The sequence below is a fragment of the Shewanella baltica genome (assembly GCF_900456975.1).
Taxonomy (GTDB): Bacteria; Pseudomonadota; Gammaproteobacteria; order Enterobacterales; family Shewanellaceae; genus Shewanella; species Shewanella baltica.
In genome coordinates, this window is record NZ_UGYM01000002.1 from 2,943,868 (window position 1) to 2,963,468 (window position 19,601).

Consider the following 19,601-nt stretch of genomic DNA (forward strand, 5'->3'; position numbering starts at 1 on the left):
GAACACAGAATATAACGTAAAAAATGCAGGAAAAAAGCCGCGGAGTTTTAAATCAACCTTTCGTTTGCGATTGTGCCCAAACGGCTAATTTTTCTCTAAAAATCTTGGCATTATGCCGCACATCCACAGGAAAATCAGGATGAATAAGAAAACGTCTTATGCCCTGCGTCTGGGCAAATTGCTCTGCGATGGTAATCAAATCTTGATACAGCTGTTGGCTCTTATTGCACACCAATGATTGGTCGAGTTCGATACAGATCAAAGGCTCTATCTCGTTCGCCACTTTCACACCAACTAAGGCAGAGCGCTTCACATTGGGATGGGTATTAAAAATGCGCTCGCAGGGAATAGAATAATAACGCTTTACCAACTGGCCTTTACGGGTGGCATCGACTCTGTGGGCCTTGCGACCGCACATCCACAGTCGGCCTTGATCATCGAGATACCCCAGATCGCCCATGCGATGCCTAACGCTATTAGTGGCTGAGTCCCACATCTTGGCCGCCGCAGTCGCGCTATGGCCTTGACTTTCGTTTTGGCTATCGTGCTGACTATTATTTAGATAATAGGACTGACTCACCATAGGCCCTTGCACCACGATTTCGCCGATTTCACCGTTATTCAGCACTAAGGCCTCATCCCACTCGGGGATAACGGCTTCGCTGATGCCGATGATGCGAATCGTCACGCCATCGATAGCGCCGCCGACACAAATGCCGCCGCCGTTATCTGTGATGTCTGTGGTGGCAAATAACGCATCGCTGGCAATCATGCTGATCGGTAAAGATTCGGTCGCACCGTAGGAATTTAAAATCGGCACACCTTGGCTCAACATCTTGCTAAATCGGGCGATGGAGGCAATGGTGGCTGGCGCACCTGCGGAGATAACCCGCTGTACACTGGGCAATTTATGCTGTTTTTGTTCACCTGCGCGGCCTAAACGTTCCAGCAAGGCGGGATTAACAAAGATGTTGCTGCATTGATATTTCTCAATCGCGGCAAACAGGAATTCGGGATTGGCGGTAATGGGTTTGCTGGCATCCATTTCTGGAACGATCGACGCCATACCAAGCGCGGGGCCAAAGAGTGAAAACAGCGGAAACGTCGCTAAATCGCGCTCTCCATGGCAAATGCCATAATCGTTTTTTAACGCTTGAATTTGCGCCTCAAACATCCCATGGCTATACACTACGCCCTTAGGCGTGCCGGTACTGCCACTGGTGAATAAAATGGCCGCCATCTCATCAGATTTGAGCATCACCATGGGGTATTCAGCATGTTGGGCTTGGGTATGTTGAGCCGAGGCGTTTCGTGAAGAGCTGTTTTGCAGCAGAGTCGATAAACTGATGGCGCCAGTAGCGATGCGCATTAATCGTGCAGCTAAGCCTGTTTTGCCGCCATCAACATTGAGCAATGACTTAATGCTGCCCTTACCCCAACCAAATAACCGTCTGGCGATATGGGCTTTAGGAATACCGATAAAGGCATCGGGTGCGGCTTCAGCAAAACACTGCTTAAGATTGTTAATCCCCATGCCGGGATCAACTAAAATAGGAATAACCCCCGCTTTAAACAGCGCAAAAGTAAGTGCAAAAAAATCCAGACTCGGCGTGACCATAAGCACAGCTTTCATGCCGCGCTCAATACCATGGGCGTTTAGCGCAAAGGCTATCGCATCGCTTTGTCTATCTAGATTGAGAAAGTCCAACTCGCTGTAACGCAAATTCGCCACAGAAGCGCCCTGAGCGCTTTGTACTGCTACCGCAAGATGATGGGGAATGGCATGGGCGGCTTGCTTGAGATGACGACAAATATTGGCGTCACTGGTCAATACTGACGCAGAAGTGCCCGTTAAAAGTGACTTTTCCAACGGCGTCACTACAGCAGCCAACAAAGGAGTCACTTCAGTCTCAAGCAAGGTCGACATTAACCTACGGCCTGTTCGGACTGCGCAGCTGCTTGGTCGTCGGCCATAAAGCCTTTGATATAGGCAATCACTTCATCGCTGGCATCTTCCAGAATGTAGTGACCACAATCGGCAAACTCATGCACGGTCGCATGGGGCATATGCTGACGCCATTTTGCTAAAAAGTGCTTATCGAATACAAAGTCCTTCAGGCCCCAGCAAATCAAAGTCGGCACTTTGGCAAACTGCGGTAAACTCGCAGCGATATCAGAGACTAACTGATAGTTTCTATCGCCTTCACGCAGCGGAATATCCTGCACAAAACGCAGCGTCGAAATGCGATTGGCCCAAGAGTTAAATGGCGCGACATACGCCTCACGAATGTATTTGGACATAGGCTGACGCTTCACGCCCACATATGAGGCGATAGACGAAAAGGCATTAAAACCACGCACCAGCACTGTGCCTAGCAGGGTATTACGACAGATCCACAGCGGCCAAGGAAACGGCTTAGTCTCGGGCAAATGGAAAGCGCCCGTGTTCAAAATCACTAGGCGTTTAATGCGCTCAGGATAACGCGTCGCATAACCCATACCTATCATGCCGCCCCAGTCGTGTACGACTAAAGTAATGTTTTCTTTCACATTCAGGCTATCGAGCAGGGCTTCGAGATCGTCGATGCGGTTCTTAAGGGTATAGTCATAGCCGCTATCGTCTGGCTTATCCGACAGACCACAACCGATATGATCCGGCACTATGCATTGATGCGTGTCTTTTAAGGCACTAACGAGATTGCGGTAGTAAAACGACCAGCTAGGATTACCGTGAACCATCACCACAGGTTCGCCTTGGCCCTCGTTGATATAATGCAGCTTGTTGCCATTACGGCTAAGAAAATGACGTTTAAAAGGCAACAGAGTGTCTAACATGACGCTTCCTATCTTTTGTTCTATTTATGAGAGCGAATAACGATTTGTGTATAGCTGGCTTGGCTTATCGACGGAACGACAGACTGAGCGTTCAACTGAATCATCGACTTGCCTGGCTAACTAGAATGCATTCCAGCCATCAAGCGAAGGCGTGAAAAGGTGCACTGCACCCTACCACTTAATGCCTAACATCATGCAATTCAATCCACTGCCTATGCCTAAAAAGCTCACTTGATCGCCCGCTTGTAAAAAGCCTTGATCGTGCGCCATGGCGGCGGTCACAGGTAACGACACTGTGCCCATATTGCCCAGCAGCTGATACGTTGGAAATTCTTTCTCGGGGGGAATATTTAACGCGCTAAGCACTTGCTTACGGTTTGAGGCGCCCACTTGATGGCAAATCACTTTGTCCACTTGCTCAACCAGCCAATTACGCTGCTCAAGGAAATGTTCCCAAGTATGCTTAGCCAGCTCAACGCCTTCTTTGAGAAGCGTCACCGCATCGGTACGCATAAACTCGCGATACAGATTGTGCCCCACTTCCTGCAGACCCCATTGACACAACTGGTGGTGCTCAGGCGCCGATAAGTGCGATGCACCCAGCAATTGATGCTGGCGCACATTTGTCAGCGGCAAACTGCCGTCGGTAAGGATAACCGCCACTGCGCCAGAGCCACCAGTTAAGGTCGCCAGCGACTGGGCAAAATTCTGCATAGTAGGATCGGCCAGCATGTTATCAATAGTGACATCGACAATATCCCGCGCCGATTCACAGGACACCACCATCCCCGCCTTGATTTGCCCCAACTCAATACGGTTAGCGATATCTAAAATACCCGATAACACCCCAAGACAAGCGTTGCTAATGTCGTAAATGGCAGTGTCTTTTGACACGCCCAATTCGGCAGCAACACGACACGCAGTCGCGGGCTCATGTTGATCGCGGCACACGCCGGTATAGACAACAGCACCTAAATCGGCGACATCAATCCCAGTTTCAACCATGGCTTTACGGGCAGCTTTAATCGCACCGTCGGACAATTGATGTCCTTTTGGCCACCAGCGGCGTTCAGTAATCCCAGTCAATGCGGCAAGCTGTCCCATTGGAATACGGAACTTTTGATACAAAGGAGCAAGACGAGACTCTAGCTCACTACTGGAAACCACAACAGGCGCCAGTTCATAGGCCAGGCTATTAATAAATACGCGGGAATATTTCATGAAACTGTTTTATTCGCTCACTAGAATGACTGACCAACAGGTCAGCTTTCAGTTGTTATTCGTCATTAATGCGACATTTGAACAAGAAAAGCCCGATGATTCAATAAAAAACCATCTTCAGTGTAAGACTTGTCTCACAGCGCAGGTTCCAAACACGACGGCCCTGAATTCACTATCACTAAACTTAAATGCGCTAATATAGAAATACTTCATAAAAAACATCACAGTACAGCATATTTTCAGACACTCAAAATTATACTGACATTTTTTGCGCTAAAATCAGCGAATTTCTTGGTGTGACGCTGTTTGCACAAAATTCACCCACGCAAACACCATATCCTTGTTCCTGCAAAAAACAAGCGCGATCTAAGATTAACCATTGCTCGAGTACAGTGCGAAATAAATGCGCCACTAAATCGATACGGCGAGTTAATTGTTGTCTTTGTCGCCCTATCTCAAGCCAAGCCTCAAAATCCTTGTTTTTGGCTAAATTAACCGCCTTAGTCTCGGCCGCCCACAGGCAAAAATCAGTAAAACTGCCGCTCAACTGACTCTGCTTTAACGAGGGCAAAGGTAAATATTCGTCGATTTGTCGACATTCACGTTGCAGTGCATCAAAGCCTAAGCGCCATGCGATTTCTTGATGGCGCAGCGCCTGTTGTTTGGGATTGGCGATCACACTCTGCTGCAGCGGTAACTGTAAATCATGGCGACTGAGTTTTAGACTGCTCTGCTGAGCAAGATTGGATAACGGCTGATAATGGCTCGCGTGAATTAAATGATAACAACAGGGGGAAATCGCCAGCGCCTGCGTGCCCGCCTCGGCCGCCAGCGTTAACAGCCGAACATGTAAATCACCGCAGGCATGCAATGCAACCGCTTGCTGCCGTGCGGTTAAGGGATTCGTTGTTAACGGATTGGCTTTTGCGGCGTGTTCAGCTGGTGCTTCAACTGTCGTTATGGATGTGGTTATGGATGTGTTTGTCGCGGCATGTTCTGCACCAATAGCAAAGGCATCGGCGCAAATAAAGGTTTGTGACAACTGCCACTTATCGGCAAAGGCCTGCCCTGCTTCACATAATGGCGCTTGCCATTCTAAGCTCACCACTTCGGCGCCGCGGGCTTTAGCAATCAAGCGGCCCAAATGCCCTTTACCCGCACACCATTCCAGCACAGGTAAATTAAGCTGGGGTAAATGCTGCACAAAGGCGGTAATTTGCTGCCACTTACGACCTTTGATGTGTGCACTGAAATGCGCTTCATCGTCAAAGGACAAGCCGCCTTGCTGCGCTGCGGTGTTATCCGCAAGCGACGGTTCAGCCACGCCAGCCTTATCATTAACTGTCTTATCATTAAAAACCGTGCGTTCGGCAATGGATGCGGTGAGCAATGACAAGTCCCAATCTTGGCCTAATGCCCTAAGATCGTGGCTTAATGCCGGTGACAATGCCTTGACCAGCAAAGATTGCTCGGCGTCGAGTCCATCAAGCTCATCGTCAGCCAGCGCCCACACAGCTTCGGCCAACTGCGGAAAATCCTGTGCCCAAGGTAAAGCGTTCACTTCAAATGCACGCACTTGCCACAGGGCTGCACTCTGTTCAAGCAACTGATTAAGTTCGCTAAATTTCTGTGAGTAAGTGAGTTGTTGCTGCAGATTATCTTGGTTCACGTCATGCCCAGTGTAAAAAATACTTGTCTCACCTTAGGCCAAGGGAATGCGCCCTAAAGATGACTTTATGCGAAAAAATGTTAGTATCGCGGCCTTTAAACACTCAACCATATCGTTAACTGAGAAGACTCGGTTAACTAACCATAAGGCTCCAAAGGACACCTATGCTTTCACCTTGCGTCGCACGCTGCGGTTTAAATGACGAAGACTACTGCATGGGCTGCTTTCGACATATCGATGAAATCGTCAGTTGGCGCACGAGTAGCGAAGCGCAACAGGCGGCCATTTGTCAGCAACTCCCCGCCCGTAAAGCTTTATTTGAAGGCAGTGAAAATCAGCATATTTTAAGCCGTGATAAATGGTTAGCTGCCGAGGCGCGTTTAACCGACAAGGACTAAACCCGTCCGCTAACGCAACCTTCTCCGCAATATCATCCTGCTAAAAAACTGCAAGACTATTTTTTCAGCATTGATTTCAAGTCAGCAAAGGGATTGTAGGTCGCCGCCGCTTGTTTCGTTTCTGTGGTGCTGCCGTAACGGATCAGTTCTTCGAAACGAGAATGTTCGTTGTCGTGGCAATACAGGCACAATAACTCCCAGTTTGAACCGTCTGACGGGTTGTTATCATGGTTATGATCGCGATGATGCACTGTCAGTTCACTTAAGTTTTTCGGGGTAAACTCGCGTGTACAACGGCCGCACACCCAAGGATAGAGTTTTAACGCCTGCTCACGGTAACCGCCCTCACGCTTAGCTTTGTACTCCCGCGCATCGGCTAATACTTTGTCTAACTTACTCTGGCCTGGCACTGACGACATAGTGTAATCCCTAAAACAAACCCTAAAAAATTGCCCCAAGGATAATCCGAGTTATCACTTGGGGCAATATCTCCCGCACTTTGCGGGTTAATGGTGCGCGATTTGTAGACGTAAATGGCTAAGCCGACTTACGTTACTGGCTTACCTTGCTTAACTTACATTACTTAGCTTATGTGGGCATGATCGGCATTCGACAGATGCAAGTAGTGTAAGTATTTTTCATACTGAGTCACCACATCCGCGAGGATTTGCTCTTCGGTATACCCCATCACATCGTAATGTTGACCACCTTGTTCTAAATACACTTCGGCGCGGTAATACAAGGTATTACCCTGCTCGATTTCAGTCCCTATCGGGTTAGTGATTTCGAAACAACGGGTGCGTACTCCGTAAACAAATGGCAAGTTCACCTCGTTGCTAATCACCAAACGTACGCGGCCATCTAAGTATTCGAGATCGGCCACTATACCTTTGGTCATAAAGTGTTGACACACCTTAGATAAAGCGGGCGTCGCAACATTGTTCAAGAACACTTGCGCTTCTTCATGGGTGGGATGCGACACGAGCACGCCAATGCGCTCTTCCCAGCTCATGTTGGTTTTGGCGTACTGCACACTGGTATTGTGTAACTGCACACTGTTGATCTTAAGCCAGTCATTCTTCAGGGCTTTAAATAATCCCAGACACATGAATAACATCACCACGAGGAACGGCATGGCGCTGGCGATAGCCGCCGTTTGCAGCGCCTGTAAACCACCAGCTAACAACAATACCGAGGCCACAACCCCTTGCAACAGTGCCCAGAAAATCCTCTGCCATACGGGCGCATTGTTATCGCCGCCCGAGGTCAGATTATCAATCACTAAGGATCCCGAATCCGACGAGGTCACAAAGAAGGTCACGACTAAACAAATCGCAATCCCTGAGAGTAAGGTCGGGAACGGCATGTGCTCGAAAAACACAAACAAGGCCACTGACACATCGGTATTCACCGCCTCGGCAAGGTAGGTCGCGCCTTGATTCATAATCGAATCAATCGCCGAGTTACCAAACACTGTCATCCACAGGAAGGTCAGCGCCGATGGTACAAATAACACACCAATCAAAAACTCACGGATGGTACGACCGCGGCTCACGCGCGCAATAAAGGTACCAACAAAAGGTGACCAAGAAATCCACCAGCCCCAATAGAGCAAGGTCCAGCCGCCGAGCCAATCTTCCTTATGTTGATAGGCGTACAAGTTAAAGGTTTTACCAACCAAATCACTTAAGTAACTACCGGTATTCTGCACAAATGCCTGTAACAGCATGACAGTAGGGCCCAAGATCAAGACGATAAGCAATAAGATAATCGCGAGGCCAAGATTGAGTTCACTTAAGCGTTTGACGCCTTTGTCGAGGCCAGAAAACACCGACAGCGTCGCGAGCAAGGTAATGCCGATGATCAAGCACACTTGCACTACAGCGTTATTAGGTAAACCTTCAAATAGATAACTCAGACCCGAGTTAACCTGCAACACACCAAAGCCCAGTGATGTCGCCACCCCAAACATAGTGCCGAGCACGGCAAAGGTATCGACAATATGGCCAATAGGACCATAAATGCGTTCACCAATTAAGGGATAAAGGGCACTTCGTGGCAGTAGCGGTAACTTATGACGATAGGAGAAGTAGGCCAGACTCAATGCCACTACGGCATAAATCGCCCAAGCATGCAGTCCCCAATGGAAGAAAGTAATCTTCATCGCCTCTTTTGCGGCGGCGAGACTCTCAGGTGTAGCATCTGGCGGCGCCAGATAGTGCATTACAGGTTCGGCGACCCCAAAAAACATCAGGCCAATACCCATACCTGCCGAAAACAACATGGCAATCCAGCTTTTATAGCTGTAATCCGGCACAGAATGATCTGGCCCGAGTTTGATATCGCCAAAGCGACTGACCATGACAAAGATGATAAAAATCAGGAAAAACGCCACGCTCAGAATGTAAAGCCAACCGGCTTTCACTTCTATCCATGACTGTATTGATCTAAAAACGGTGTTAGCCTCTGTGGGCCATACTGCACAAATCATCACCATCAAGATGATGAAAAAGACCGACGAATAAAATACCGGCGGATTAATACTCGACTTGATCGACATTGACTCTCCCTATTTCTAGCGGGTTCACTCTCCAAATATCTCAGCGCACCAACGGAGAGATAGAACAAAACTTATACTCAAAATATGTTTAATGCTGCGGGGCTCATCTATGACCAGTATGGGCTCAATCCCACAGATCAATGCAACGACTCGCTATGGCTAAACGTGACAGGATCTGAAAAACGGGATTAACAACACACGACTTTGACAGCCGATGATTGATGGATAAATAGCGTTAACACCACTAAGGCAGTCAAAGCATGCCTTTAGCATAAAACAAATTTATAATTAGAATATTCAGCACAAAAAATGGCGACCATATTGGTCGCCAAAAAATTATACCACAAAAATCATCAAATTTAATTTTAAACGCTAAACCGCTTGAACCAACATCCGATTACTTAGTCGGTGTTTGCGAAATGCCAGCGGTTAAATTAAAGCGCATCGCCTCTTCAAACGACCAGTCGACCATGATTAGATCGTCACGTTTGATCAAGCTCGTCACGCCCGCCATTTGGTAACTCAATTGGAACAACACAGGCACCCAATCGCCCTCAGGCAACGCATCTAACAATGGCTGCGGCGGCGTATCTGTCATGATAAATCCCACCACAAAACTGCCATTAGCCTGCTTCACTAAAACTGTCTGTTGGCTGGTCGGCTTGCCATCTCGATTCATCAAAGAGGCAATATCACGGATACTGCCATAAACCGATTTAAACAGTGGGAAACGCATCAACTGGCGCTCAAGCCAACCATAAAGCCACACTATCGGGCTGACTGAAAACAACAGGCCCACCGCAAAAACTAATGCCACCACCAGCATAAAACCGGCGCCGACAAAGTGTTGGTTAATCCCTACCAACTCTAAAATCACAATTCCTAAACCATCTAACGATACAAACAGCGACCAAAACAGCCACAAACTCAAGGCCATAGGTAATAGATTCATTAAGCCGCGGGCTAAGGTTTTCTTCATCACACTCTCATTCGGTCATAGGGATATAGTAGGCACAAAATATTTACGCAAAAAAACGCCACAAATGCTACCACAGAGTCACTTTTGCACCAGCACATGATGTAAGGTATCTGACTCTTATTCGTCTCAAGCATAGAGATAGCGTTCAAAATCAGAGCCCACTCTGAGCCATTCTAAGGAAAGTAAAATGCGCGTAACCCGCTTAGATCATTTGGTCTTAACCGTAAAAGACATCACCGTCAGCGTCGAATTTTATCAAACCGTGCTCGGGATGAAGAAAGTGGTATTTGGCAATCAGCGTATTGCGTTAAGTTTTGGCGACCAAAAGATTAATCTGCACCAAGCTGGCGCCGAATTTGAACCTAAAGCTGCAGCAGCCACGCCCGGCAGTGCCGATCTGTGTTTTGTAGTCAGCCATAACATAGAAGAAGTGATCGCGCATTTAAACGCTCTTCGGATTGAAATCATTGAAGGCCCAGTGCTACGAACCGGCGCCACAGGCCGGATAAACTCAGTCTATATCCGCGACCCAGATTGCAACCTGCTTGAGTTATCAGAATATCTGCCCGCCTGTACTGGGTAAGCTAAGTTAAAAACTTCATTTGAATTTTTTAATTAAAGTCAAAGTCGTGGGGCTTCACCCCACACCCGACCAAGGAGGACTGCTCGTACTATCCTCCTTGGATGCTCCAAGACGCCCCTACGGAGTTGAAAGCCCCTTGTGCTCATTGACAAATTTGCTATCGCTTCCGAAGGATGCGTCCCTGCACCTGCGGAAGCTAGTTCAGCATCTATGCCGAGACTCACGCACTCTTTATTAAATCAAGAGCTCTATTCGCCCTGCGGCAACTCCGAGGGGAGGTGTATTCCTTGGAGTTTTGAGTCGTTAAATAGCGATTCATCAGCAAAATAAGCGCGAAAAATGAGAAAGCTAAAACGATATCAAGTGATTACCCATCAAACTGTATAAAAAACCGCTACCGCAAAAAAGCAAATTCCTATAGCATCATTTATACCAATTGACATGGATGTGGCAGCGGCCATATTTGAGATTTAGTGAACAAGCGATTTATGCCCTGCAAACAACGCAGCGCATAAATACTAAGACGTTAAACGTCTTGTAGGTGAAGAGTCAACAACGAGGGTAAATATGGATATAGAGAATAAATTGGTTGATATCTTTCGAAGTCGCCCTGCTGGGCCTTTTCTTTTTTTAGGTTCTGGGTTTTCTAGAAGGTATTTGGGCTTAGAGGACTGGAAAGGGCTACTTAGTAAATTCTGCGTGACAGGAAAACCTTTCGAATATTACTTATCATCAGCCAATGGCAGTTACCCAAGAGTTGCCGCGTTGCTTGCTAAAGACTTTAATGAATATTGGTGGTCTGCTCCTGAATATTCAAAAAGTGTAGAAAGGTTTAAATCAAAAGTCACAGATGAAACATCAGCACTTAGAATCGAGATATGTAGCTACCTTTCTACATTAGATCAATCTAAAGCCAAAGAGTCTTCATACTCTGATGAAGTAAAGCTGCTTTCAAACTTAAACGTTGATGGTGTAATTACAACAAACTGGGATATGTTTATCGAGCAACTGTTCCCAGAATATAAAACTTACATCGGTCAAGAAGAGCTTTTGTTTTCCAATCCGCAAGAGATAGGTGAGATATACAAGATTCATGGTTGCTCAACAAGTTCCAGCTCATTGGTATTGACGGATACTGATTATGAATCTTTTAATCTAAAAAACACCTATCTAGCTGCAAAGTTAATTACTTTGTTTGTTGAGCATCCAGTAGTCTTTATTGGGTATTCGATTTCAGATGAGAATATCAGCAGTTTGCTTAAAGCGATTTCTGGGTGTATCGGAAGAGACAATGTTGAACAACTTAGGAAGAATCTAATATTTATACAGCGGCTAGCTGAAGGGGAAGAACAAAATATTTCCGATACGTACTTGACTATTGATGGCATTCAAATTCCGCTTGTATTAGTCAAAACTAATGATTTTATTCCCGTTTATAAGGCAATTCATTCTACCAAAAGAAAGATACCTGCCAGAGTTCTTAGGTATTGTAAGGAGCAATTGTACGAATTGGTTCAGTCATCTGAACCAGAGAAAAAAATATGTGTCGTTGATATTGATGAAATAGAGTCTAAAGATGATGTTGAGTTTCTTGTAGGTGTTGGTGTTGCCCAGCAAGAGTTTGTCGGGCCATCACCCGTTGGTTACGAAAGCCTTAGCACAAACGATCTTTTTGAGGATTTGCTACACGAAAATAAAGGATACGATGCCGAACAGATTTTAAAACATGTGGCACCTAGATCTTGCAAGTCAACACCTAATGTTCCTGTGTTTAAGTATTTGCACCAGACTGGCATTATCGATGAAAAGTCTTACAAGCAGTCAGTATTTAAACTTGATAAGGTTGTTTTCCGAGATCCTAAAAAACTGAGAATGAACTCATACTCAAAGCCATATTTCCGGAATTATCGGCATATGGATATGGAAGAGATCCTTGAGGCTTGTACACCTGAAAATGCGGCTGCATATATTCCGTTTTTAAGTCTAGAAAAAATTGATGTCGAATTACTGCATCAATTTTTAATTGAGAATCAAGAAAAATTTGACTACGAAGTTTCTAGCTACGCAAGCAGTTTTAGAAAACTTGCAGCGCTTTATGATCGATTGAAATGGGGCTGGTAACGTTTAACAAGCCACTACACTCGGAAAATTTACTCGCTCCGCCCCCAAAATTCCGGTGTGTGGGGCGTTAAACACATAGAAATTTTAATCCGAAACTAATGGATTTGAGTAAAGAATCTAACAAGCTTTTGTCCCAAAACGAAAACGGTTAACTGGACACCCAGCCTTAATGGCGCAGTCGGTTAACTGGACACCCAGCCTTAATGGCGCAGTTGTTAACCTCCGACTATGCTTGGGTTAAGCATTAAACAAGGAGGTTTGTATGCCGCGCCCTCGCAGAACTCAGATAAGTGTTGAAGACACTCCATATTACCATTGCTGTAGCCGCGTTGTTCGGCGTGCGTTTTTGTGTGGCGATGATGCCTATTCTGGAAAAAACTATGACCATCGCCGTGGTTGGGTTGAGTCACTACTGTTTGAACTTGAAGCCGTTTTTGCCATTGATGTGGCAGCCTTTGCGGTAATGTCGAATCATCTGCATGTGGTGCTGCGGGTCGATATCGACAGTGCAAATTGTTGGACTGACCGCGAAGTACTTGAGCAATGGCATAAGCTGTTTAAAGGCGATGAGTTAACGCAAAAATTTGCGCAAGGAGAGCTTGTTAAGGCGCATGAGGTCAACAGATTAAGGCATTCAATCGCCATTTATCGCAGTCGATTATGCGATATTTCATGGTTTATGCGCTGCCTTAATGAAACGATAGCAAGACAAGCAAATCAAGAAGATAACTGTACTGGTCGTTTTTGGGAAGGACGCTTTAAATCCCAAGCCTTACTTGATGAAGCTGCCGTTTTAGCCTGCATGGCTTACGTTGATTTAAATCCCATCAGAGCGCAACTGGCTGATACGCTAGAACAATCCGACCATACCAGTATTCAGCTGCGCATTCGGGCCGCATTAAAAGGTGAACAACCTAAAAATTTACTACCTTTTATCGGTAATGAGCGCGTGAACCAGCCCAATGGCATTGCGTTTTCCTTAACGGATTATCTCGAATTAGTGGATGATACAGGCCGAATCATCCGCAATGATAAACGTGGGACAATAAGTGCAAATAGCGCTAAGTTACTGACAAGATTAAATATCCCCCATGAGAATTGGCTCAAGCTGTCCACTGAATTTGGCAAGCTATTTCATGGTCCGGTGGGTACGCTGCAAGAACTCACTGATTACTGTGAACATCTAGAAAAGCGACGACGGCACTTTGCGGCAAGCTGTCAGCACTTTCACAGCAACTAACTGTAATACTGCTTAACCAAACCAATCACTGCCCATTTGTTTTATTGGGTGGGTTAGCATGTCTTAAATACAACATTTTTTAATGAATTAGCTCATTTTTATGCCTCAGCTTCAGCTCTTCAACTTTTGATGACTCTCATTTAAGCAATTTTAGCTCGTACAAGTTGTAGACAAACCAAAAGTGCATTATGTTGTTGATCTAAAATGGATGGCCAGATTTAAAAAAAAACAAATTCTTATAGTATCATTTATACCAATTGACATGGATGTGGCAGCGGCCATTTTTGAGATTGAGCCAAGAAGTGATTTATGCCCTGCAAACAGCGCAACGCATAAATACTAAGACGTTAGCTTGAAAAGGATATCTAGCATATGTATCAACTGTACTTCTCTTTAGCTCTAGTACTTATTGTTTTTAGTTTGCCAATTTATATTCAGTACACGGCATTAAAACTTGAACAATCCGAAAATGGTGAGTCTACAGCTTGGTCTTTGTTTTTTGCAGATCCAAGTTTAAGGGTAATACTAACAATTATTAGTTTTCCTGTTATTGGTTTAACTAGTATTTTTGAAGTAATTAAAACTCTATTTAGTAGCGAACCTGTCAGGCCATCTTTGTTGCTATCAGGATTAATATCAATATGTTGGTTAATTTTGTTATGTTTAGGGTATGCGCAATATTTGAGCTGATAAGGTACTAAAATAGGACAAAAAACAGTTGGCTTTTTGCTCCTTCGTCGCTAAGTTTAGCCAACAATTTTGTGCCTCTTAGTGAGACGTTAGACATAGAAATTTTAATCCGATAGTCATAAATCTGGTCTAAGAATCTGACTAAGGAAATATCAAGAAGTGTGTTGCGTATGTCTTGTAAATCTACAGGTTACGCAAATGCTCGAAAGGTGAGCCATGGTGATTAGCGAGACGACCGTCCGCCCCATGGACGGGGCGGTCGAGCATCCAAGGACGGACTTGCTGTGCGTCGATGAGTAAATGCCATGGCAAGCCTTTATGAGTGGATACCTGCAAACGCTAAGTCCTCTGAAGCAACCTCTTCTCACGACGAATAAAAGCCTGCTCAAAGTACAGTTCAAAATACAGAGAAAAGAACAGCTCAAGTTAACCCGCTAACGTCTTAATCCTCTCAAGTGTCTGCTGTGTCGCCAGATTTTGCGCTGCAAGATAATCCAATTTTAGCTGTTTGATGATGCCAGTAATCAAGACTAACTCCTGCTGTAACTGCGGAATTTTCGACATATCATGGGTGGGTAAATTGATATCGACGGTATCAAATAAATTGCCAAAATAGCTCGCCATTATCAGCACTTTATTGGCTTTAAATTCGATACTCAGCCCCGACCCGCGCGCCGTTTTACGAAATAACTTTTCCAGTTCAACGAGGCGTTCCATTACGGCGGGAGACAACAGATATCGCGCGTAATGTTGGTCGTGGGAATACACTTCAAACATCGCCTCAAAGGTCACGCTTTCGAGTTTCACTCTGGGTTTCTTTATGCCTGCCATGGTGTTACCAAGGGAGCCATAGTCTTGGCTGACGACGGTATGAGATTCAAAGCTAAAGGGCATCGTCATGATCACGACCCCACCTTTAAATTGGATCTTGTCTGACTTACTGCCGCGGGATTTTAAGGTTAATTCGCAAAATTCGAAGCTGATATCCTCTACCTTGCCGCGAATATGATCCTCTGATTGTTGCTTGCTAAAACGGGGCATAAGTTCGAAATCTGCCACTGAATCAAGGTTGACACAGGAGTCGGGGCTATAACGGTAGTCCCCTAGTTTTTTGAGTAAAACAGGCAATATTTTATATTTGTAATGGCGCTTATATTGCATTTCAGGCAGATGAACCCACATCAAAATGCCGGCGAGGACGATCAGGCTCAAAATGGTTGGGTCATTGTTAGAGGCTAACGAGATTAAATCAAAAGCCAGTGCGGGCAGGCACAATAGCCAACCTAGACGCTTCGCCCATTTTTTACGGGAGAGTTTAGTTTCAAGCTTTTCAATTCGATAGGTTTCTAGCGGCGCTAATAGCTGCAATAGCTCGGCTCTAGCGTCCTCGGACAGCGGCGGTAATTCAGCGCGGGGGAAATCAGCGGGTAAATTCGCTTCAGAAATATGATTTCGAATACTTTTAAGGGCTTCGAAACCTTGCTTTAAAGAATACAATAATGGGCTCATCAACTTATCCATGTTATCGCCGACACAGCGCCCATTCCGTTGCGCTGCTAACCCCAAACCTTAGCGGTAACAAATAGGGGTGGCGGTTAAATTCTGAGATTAACGTGCTGTGATATCAATCCCACAGCTAAACACAAAAACGCTAGCACTTAGGCTTCTACTTCTTTCACTATCTAGGTCTACCGCCCTTTTCCAGCAGCTAAAGTTTGTTGCAAGCATCAGATTAAACAAAGGTTAATTTATTGTAAACACAAAAATGACCTTCTTTATTCGCGGTACTGATCCAGAATGCCAGTTCACACTCCAACTTAGCTATCCAATTTCACAATCCATAGCCCAAAATCCTAGCTCGCTTCTCTATCTCACGCTCCTAGCTCACTATCCTAATCAACGGTCCTAGCTCAGCATCCTAAAAGCAAAACGCTCCACAGAGACTGCGGAGCGTTGTATTGATGCATGACAACAGCAGATTAATGCGTGTGTTAGCCTTTCATGTCCTTTTCCATATCTTCGTAGGAAGTATGGCGAACGTCTTTACCTTTCACGTAGTAGATGATGTATTCACAGATATTTTTACAGCGGTCGCCAACACGCTCAACCGCACGCGCTGCCCACAGTACGTCTAAGACGTCAGGGATAGAACGCGGATCTTCCATCATATAAGTCATTAACTGGCGGATGATGCCTTCGTATTCACGGTCAAGCTTGGCATCTTCTTTGTGCAGCTCTAACGCAGTATCGGCATCCATACGGGCCAAAGCATCTAAGGTCGCGTGCAACATACGGGTCGCGTGACGGCCCATATTTTCAATGCTAACCAGTAAAGGTTGTTGATTATTCAAACGCTTATCTAACGCTGCTTTAGCGATACGCACGCAGGCATCACCAATACGCTCAAGATCGGCGATGGTTTTTGAGATGGCGATAATCAGGCGTAAATCGCTGGCCGCAGGTTGACGCTTGGCGATAATACGGGTGCACTCTTCGTCGATAGACACTTCCATGCCATTGACCTTGTGATCGCCCTCGATAACACGCTGGGCGAGTTCAGCATCAAGTGCGCTGAGCGCGTCAATGGCTTGCTCAAGCTGACGTTCAACCAAACCACCCATAGCGAGTACGCGGTTACGGATATCATCCAGCTCAGCGGTAAACTGTCCTGAGATGTGCTTACTTAAATTCATGTTTTCCATTTAGCCAACCTTTTACTTAACTGTTTACCAAGCATGCTCAAAGCCTGCTGTTGCGGCTTTATCCGATAGCGACCGAGCTAATTAACCGTAACGTCCTGTGATGTAATCTTCGGTCTTACGTTTTTTCGGCGTGGTGAAAATCGTATTGGTATCAGCGTATTCAATCAATTCACCCATATACATAAAGGCCGTTTGATCCGATACCCGCGCCGCCTGTTGCATGTTGTGAGTCACGATAACCACAGTGTATTTAGTCTTAAGCTCGGTGATCAGCTCTTCAATCGTCAATGTCGAAATAGGATCGAGTGCCGATGTGGGTTCATCGAGTAATAACACTTCTGGCTCGATAGCAATGGCACGGGCAATCACCAGACGTTGTTGCTGACCGCCAGATAAACCAAAGGCGTTATCGTGCAATCTGTCTTTTACTTCGTCCCAAATCGCCGCGCCACGCAGCGAACGCTCGGCCGCTTCATCGAGTTCACGACGATTATTCAGCCCTTGCAATCTCAAACCATAAACGACGTTTTCATAAATCGACTTAGGAAACGGATTCGGGCGCTGGAACACCATGCCCACGTTACGGCGCAGGGCCGCGACGTCGATTTTCTTGTCGTAAATATTCTGGCCGTGCAGCAAAATTTCACCGTCGATATGGCAGTTATCCACCAAGTCGTTCATGCGGTTAATACAACGCAGCAGCGTCGATTTACCACAACCACTGGGGCCGATAAAGGCGGTCACTTGCTTCTTGGGGATCTTCATCGATACATTAAACAGCGCTTGTTTACTGCCATAGCGCAAGTCTAAGTTACGGATCTCCAACGCGGTGTCGGTCTGGCTTAAGTTCGCTAAATCAAAGTTATTGGTTTTCATTGCTGTCGAATCTATAGAAATCATATTCAGTCCTAATACTTTCAGGATAATCGCTGATTAGTGCTCAAGCGAACGATATTTTTCACGCAAGTGGTTACGTACGCCAATGGCCGTCAAGTTGAGTGCCACAATCACAGACACCAGCAAGAAGGAAGTCGCATACACCAGAGGACGTGCCGCTTCAACGTTAGGACTCTGGAAGCCCACATCATAAATATGGAACCCTAAGTGCATGAACTTACGTTCTAAATGCACAAACGGGAAGTTAAAGTCCAGTGGTAATGTTGGGGCTAATTTCACTACACCCACCAACATCAGTGGTGCCACTTCACCGGCAGCGCGGGCGACCGCTAAAATCAAACCCGTCATGATAGCTGGGCTCGCCATTGGGATCACAATGCGCCACAGTGTCTCAGCTTTCGTTGCGCCCAGTGCCAAACTACCTTGACGCACCGCACTTGGGATTCGGCTCAAACCTTCTTCGGTCGAAACGATAACCACAGGCAGAGTCAAAATGGCTAAGGTCAATGCCGACCAAATCACCCCTGGCGAACCAAAGGTCGGTGACGGTAATGCTTCAGCGTAAAACAGTTGGTCGATAGAGCCGCCCATCATGTAGACGAAGAAACCTAAACCAAACACGCCATACACAATTGATGGCACACCAGCTAAGTTGATTACCGCAATACGGATCATCTTAGTGATTGGGCCTTTCTTAGCGTATTCATGTAGATAAACCGCCGCGACCACACCAAATGGCGTCACAATAACGGCCATCAGCATTACCATAAACACAGTACCGAAAATCGCTGGGAAAACGCCGCCTTCGGTGTTAGCTTCACGCGGGTCGTCACTCACAAAACGGCCGATACCGATGAACCATTTACCAATTTTACCAATTAGGCTTAAGTGGTTAACATAAGTCACATCCAGCACTGTATCTAGCTTAAGCTCAACTTCTTCACCGCGCATATCACGCACGATTACTGAATCTCGCGCCGCGTCATCACGCAGGGCAAATAACTCTTTTTCAAGCACTAAGTAATCTTTTTGCAGTTGCGCTCGCTTGGCCACTAAGTCAGCTTTATTGCTGTCGGTCAGTTCGCCATCAAGCTCGTATCGACGCTCCTGTAAACGCAGCTTTTCAATGGCGTAGTTAATCGAGCCAATGTCTTGCTTCTGCAAATCTACCGCTTTGTCCGATAAGGCTACTGCGCGGTCGATATGCTCCATTAAGGAAGACTCAATCGCATCGTTAACTAAATCCAGACGCTTGCCATTTTCAATCACAGCGATTGGATAACCGTAGAAGTTACCGTTTTTAGCCCGCTCAATCATGGCGACATCGCTTGGCGTAGAACGGCTCAAAATGTCAGTGCCTAATATCCAGCGGAAATCTAGCCCTACAAATTCGCGGTTACCGGTTTTCACTAAGTAACGGGTGACGAACTCGCCAGGATGTTCCTTAAACACATGGCCCGCAGCAATCAAACGCTCAGTCGGTACTTCTTCCCTATCGTAAACTTCACCAATTAAGGTCGAACGTACGCCCGTGTTATCTTCGAGTTCCCACTGGTAAACCGTTGCTGGCCAAAAGTAACTTAAGCCACGCCAAGCGATTAACAGTAATAAGCCTAAGACGGCAATCAAACTGATGCTCACCGCACCGCCCGTCATCCATATCCATGGCGAGCCTGATTTTACCCACTTACCCATTGCACAAACCT

The 19,601-nt window shown here is 46.1% G+C and carries 17 protein-coding genes; 5 read left to right on the top strand and 12 right to left on the bottom strand.

Annotated elements, in window-relative coordinates; translation table 11 throughout:
* Nucleotides 1–52 precede the first annotated feature (52 nt).
* From oleC to DYH48_RS13445, 4 genes are all read right to left on the bottom strand, one after another.
* The gene (gene oleC, locus DYH48_RS13425; RefSeq protein WP_115335053.1) at nucleotides 53–1,927 is read right to left on the bottom strand and encodes an olefin beta-lactone synthetase; all 1,875 of its coding nucleotides are present in this window, start codon (nucleotides 1,925–1,927) and stop codon (nucleotides 53–55) included.
* Nucleotides 1,927–2,835 (bottom strand): alpha/beta fold hydrolase, encoded by a 909-nt coding sequence (locus DYH48_RS13430; protein ID WP_115335055.1) that lies wholly within the window; start codon nucleotides 2,833–2,835, stop codon nucleotides 1,927–1,929. The genes oleC and DYH48_RS13430 overlap by 1 nt, the downstream gene beginning before the upstream one ends.
* Nucleotides 2,836–3,006: 171 nt before the next feature.
* The gene (locus DYH48_RS13435; protein ID WP_011846420.1) at nucleotides 3,007–4,056 is read right to left on the bottom strand and encodes a 3-oxoacyl-ACP synthase III; all 1,050 of its coding nucleotides are present in this window, start codon (nucleotides 4,054–4,056) and stop codon (nucleotides 3,007–3,009) included.
* A gap of 253 nt (nucleotides 4,057–4,309) precedes the next feature.
* A complete protein-coding gene (locus DYH48_RS13445) occupies nucleotides 4,310–5,725 on the bottom strand; it encodes a methyltransferase (RefSeq protein ID WP_115335057.1) in 1,416 nt (471 codons plus the stop codon).
* Nucleotides 5,726–5,889: 164 nt separating this feature from the next.
* Here DYH48_RS13445 and DYH48_RS13450 point away from each other — a divergent pair, with 164 nt between their 5' ends.
* Nucleotides 5,890–6,123 carry a DUF1289 domain-containing protein gene (locus DYH48_RS13450; RefSeq protein ID WP_006085323.1) on the top strand — a complete coding sequence of 78 codons (234 nt, stop codon included), beginning with the start codon at nucleotides 5,890–5,892 and terminating at the stop codon, nucleotides 6,121–6,123.
* Nucleotides 6,124–6,179: 56 nt separating this feature from the next.
* Here DYH48_RS13450 and DYH48_RS13455 read toward each other — a convergent pair whose 3' ends face one another.
* The 3 genes from DYH48_RS13455 to DYH48_RS13465 form a co-directional block, all read right to left on the bottom strand.
* Entirely contained in the window at nucleotides 6,180–6,542 is a 363-nt protein-coding gene (locus tag DYH48_RS13455) for a YajD family HNH nuclease (RefSeq protein ID WP_006081075.1), read from the bottom strand.
* 164 nt (nucleotides 6,543–6,706) lie between these two features.
* Nucleotides 6,707–8,683: a BCCT family transporter gene (locus DYH48_RS13460; RefSeq protein WP_006085322.1), complete on the bottom strand. Its 1,977-nt coding sequence runs from the start codon at nucleotides 8,681–8,683 to the stop codon at nucleotides 6,707–6,709.
* 397 nt (nucleotides 8,684–9,080) lie between these two features.
* Complete coding sequence (locus tag DYH48_RS13465) at nucleotides 9,081–9,662, bottom strand: DUF502 domain-containing protein (protein WP_115335059.1); 582 nt, start codon at nucleotides 9,660–9,662, stop codon at nucleotides 9,081–9,083.
* Nucleotides 9,663–9,849: 187 nt separating this feature from the next.
* Here DYH48_RS13465 and DYH48_RS13470 point away from each other — a divergent pair, with 187 nt between their 5' ends.
* The 4 genes from DYH48_RS13470 (at nucleotide 9,850) to DYH48_RS13490 (ending at nucleotide 14,296) form a co-directional block, all read left to right on the top strand.
* Complete coding sequence (locus DYH48_RS13470; RefSeq protein ID WP_115335061.1) at nucleotides 9,850–10,245, top strand: VOC family protein; 396 nt, start codon at nucleotides 9,850–9,852, stop codon at nucleotides 10,243–10,245.
* A 567-nt stretch (nucleotides 10,246–10,812) separates the two neighbouring features.
* Nucleotides 10,813–12,366: an SIR2 family protein gene (locus DYH48_RS13480; RefSeq protein WP_115335062.1), complete on the top strand. Its 1,554-nt coding sequence runs from the start codon at nucleotides 10,813–10,815 to the stop codon at nucleotides 12,364–12,366.
* A 262-nt stretch (nucleotides 12,367–12,628) separates the two neighbouring features.
* Nucleotides 12,629–13,606 carry a transposase gene (locus tag DYH48_RS13485; RefSeq protein WP_115335063.1) on the top strand — a complete coding sequence of 326 codons (978 nt, stop codon included), beginning with the start codon at nucleotides 12,629–12,631 and terminating at the stop codon, nucleotides 13,604–13,606.
* A 372-nt stretch (nucleotides 13,607–13,978) separates the two neighbouring features.
* Nucleotides 13,979–14,296, top strand: a complete 318-nt coding sequence (locus DYH48_RS13490) for a hypothetical protein (protein ID WP_011846416.1) — start codon at nucleotides 13,979–13,981, stop codon at nucleotides 14,294–14,296.
* A gap of 183 nt (nucleotides 14,297–14,479) precedes the next feature.
* Here DYH48_RS13490 and DYH48_RS23715 read toward each other — a convergent pair whose 3' ends face one another.
* The 5 genes from DYH48_RS23715 to pstA form a co-directional block, all read right to left on the bottom strand.
* A complete protein-coding gene (locus DYH48_RS23715; protein WP_172481191.1) occupies nucleotides 14,480–14,632 on the bottom strand; it encodes a hypothetical protein in 153 nt (50 codons plus the stop codon).
* A 90-nt stretch (nucleotides 14,633–14,722) separates the two neighbouring features.
* On the bottom strand, nucleotides 14,723–15,805 hold the full coding sequence (locus DYH48_RS13495) for a DUF3137 domain-containing protein (protein WP_115335065.1): 1,083 nt from the start codon (nucleotides 15,803–15,805) through the stop codon (nucleotides 14,723–14,725).
* 482 nt (nucleotides 15,806–16,287) lie between these two features.
* A complete protein-coding gene (gene phoU / locus DYH48_RS13500; protein WP_006081068.1) occupies nucleotides 16,288–16,998 on the bottom strand; it encodes a phosphate signaling complex protein PhoU in 711 nt (236 codons plus the stop codon).
* An 81-nt stretch (nucleotides 16,999–17,079) separates the two neighbouring features.
* Nucleotides 17,080–17,898, bottom strand: a complete 819-nt coding sequence (gene pstB, locus DYH48_RS13505) for a phosphate ABC transporter ATP-binding protein PstB (protein WP_006081067.1) — start codon at nucleotides 17,896–17,898, stop codon at nucleotides 17,080–17,082.
* 33 nt (nucleotides 17,899–17,931) lie between these two features.
* Nucleotides 17,932–19,590, bottom strand: a complete 1,659-nt coding sequence (pstA, locus tag DYH48_RS13510; RefSeq protein ID WP_107947003.1) for a phosphate ABC transporter permease PstA — start codon at nucleotides 19,588–19,590, stop codon at nucleotides 17,932–17,934.
* Nucleotides 19,591–19,601: the final 11 nt, after the last annotated feature.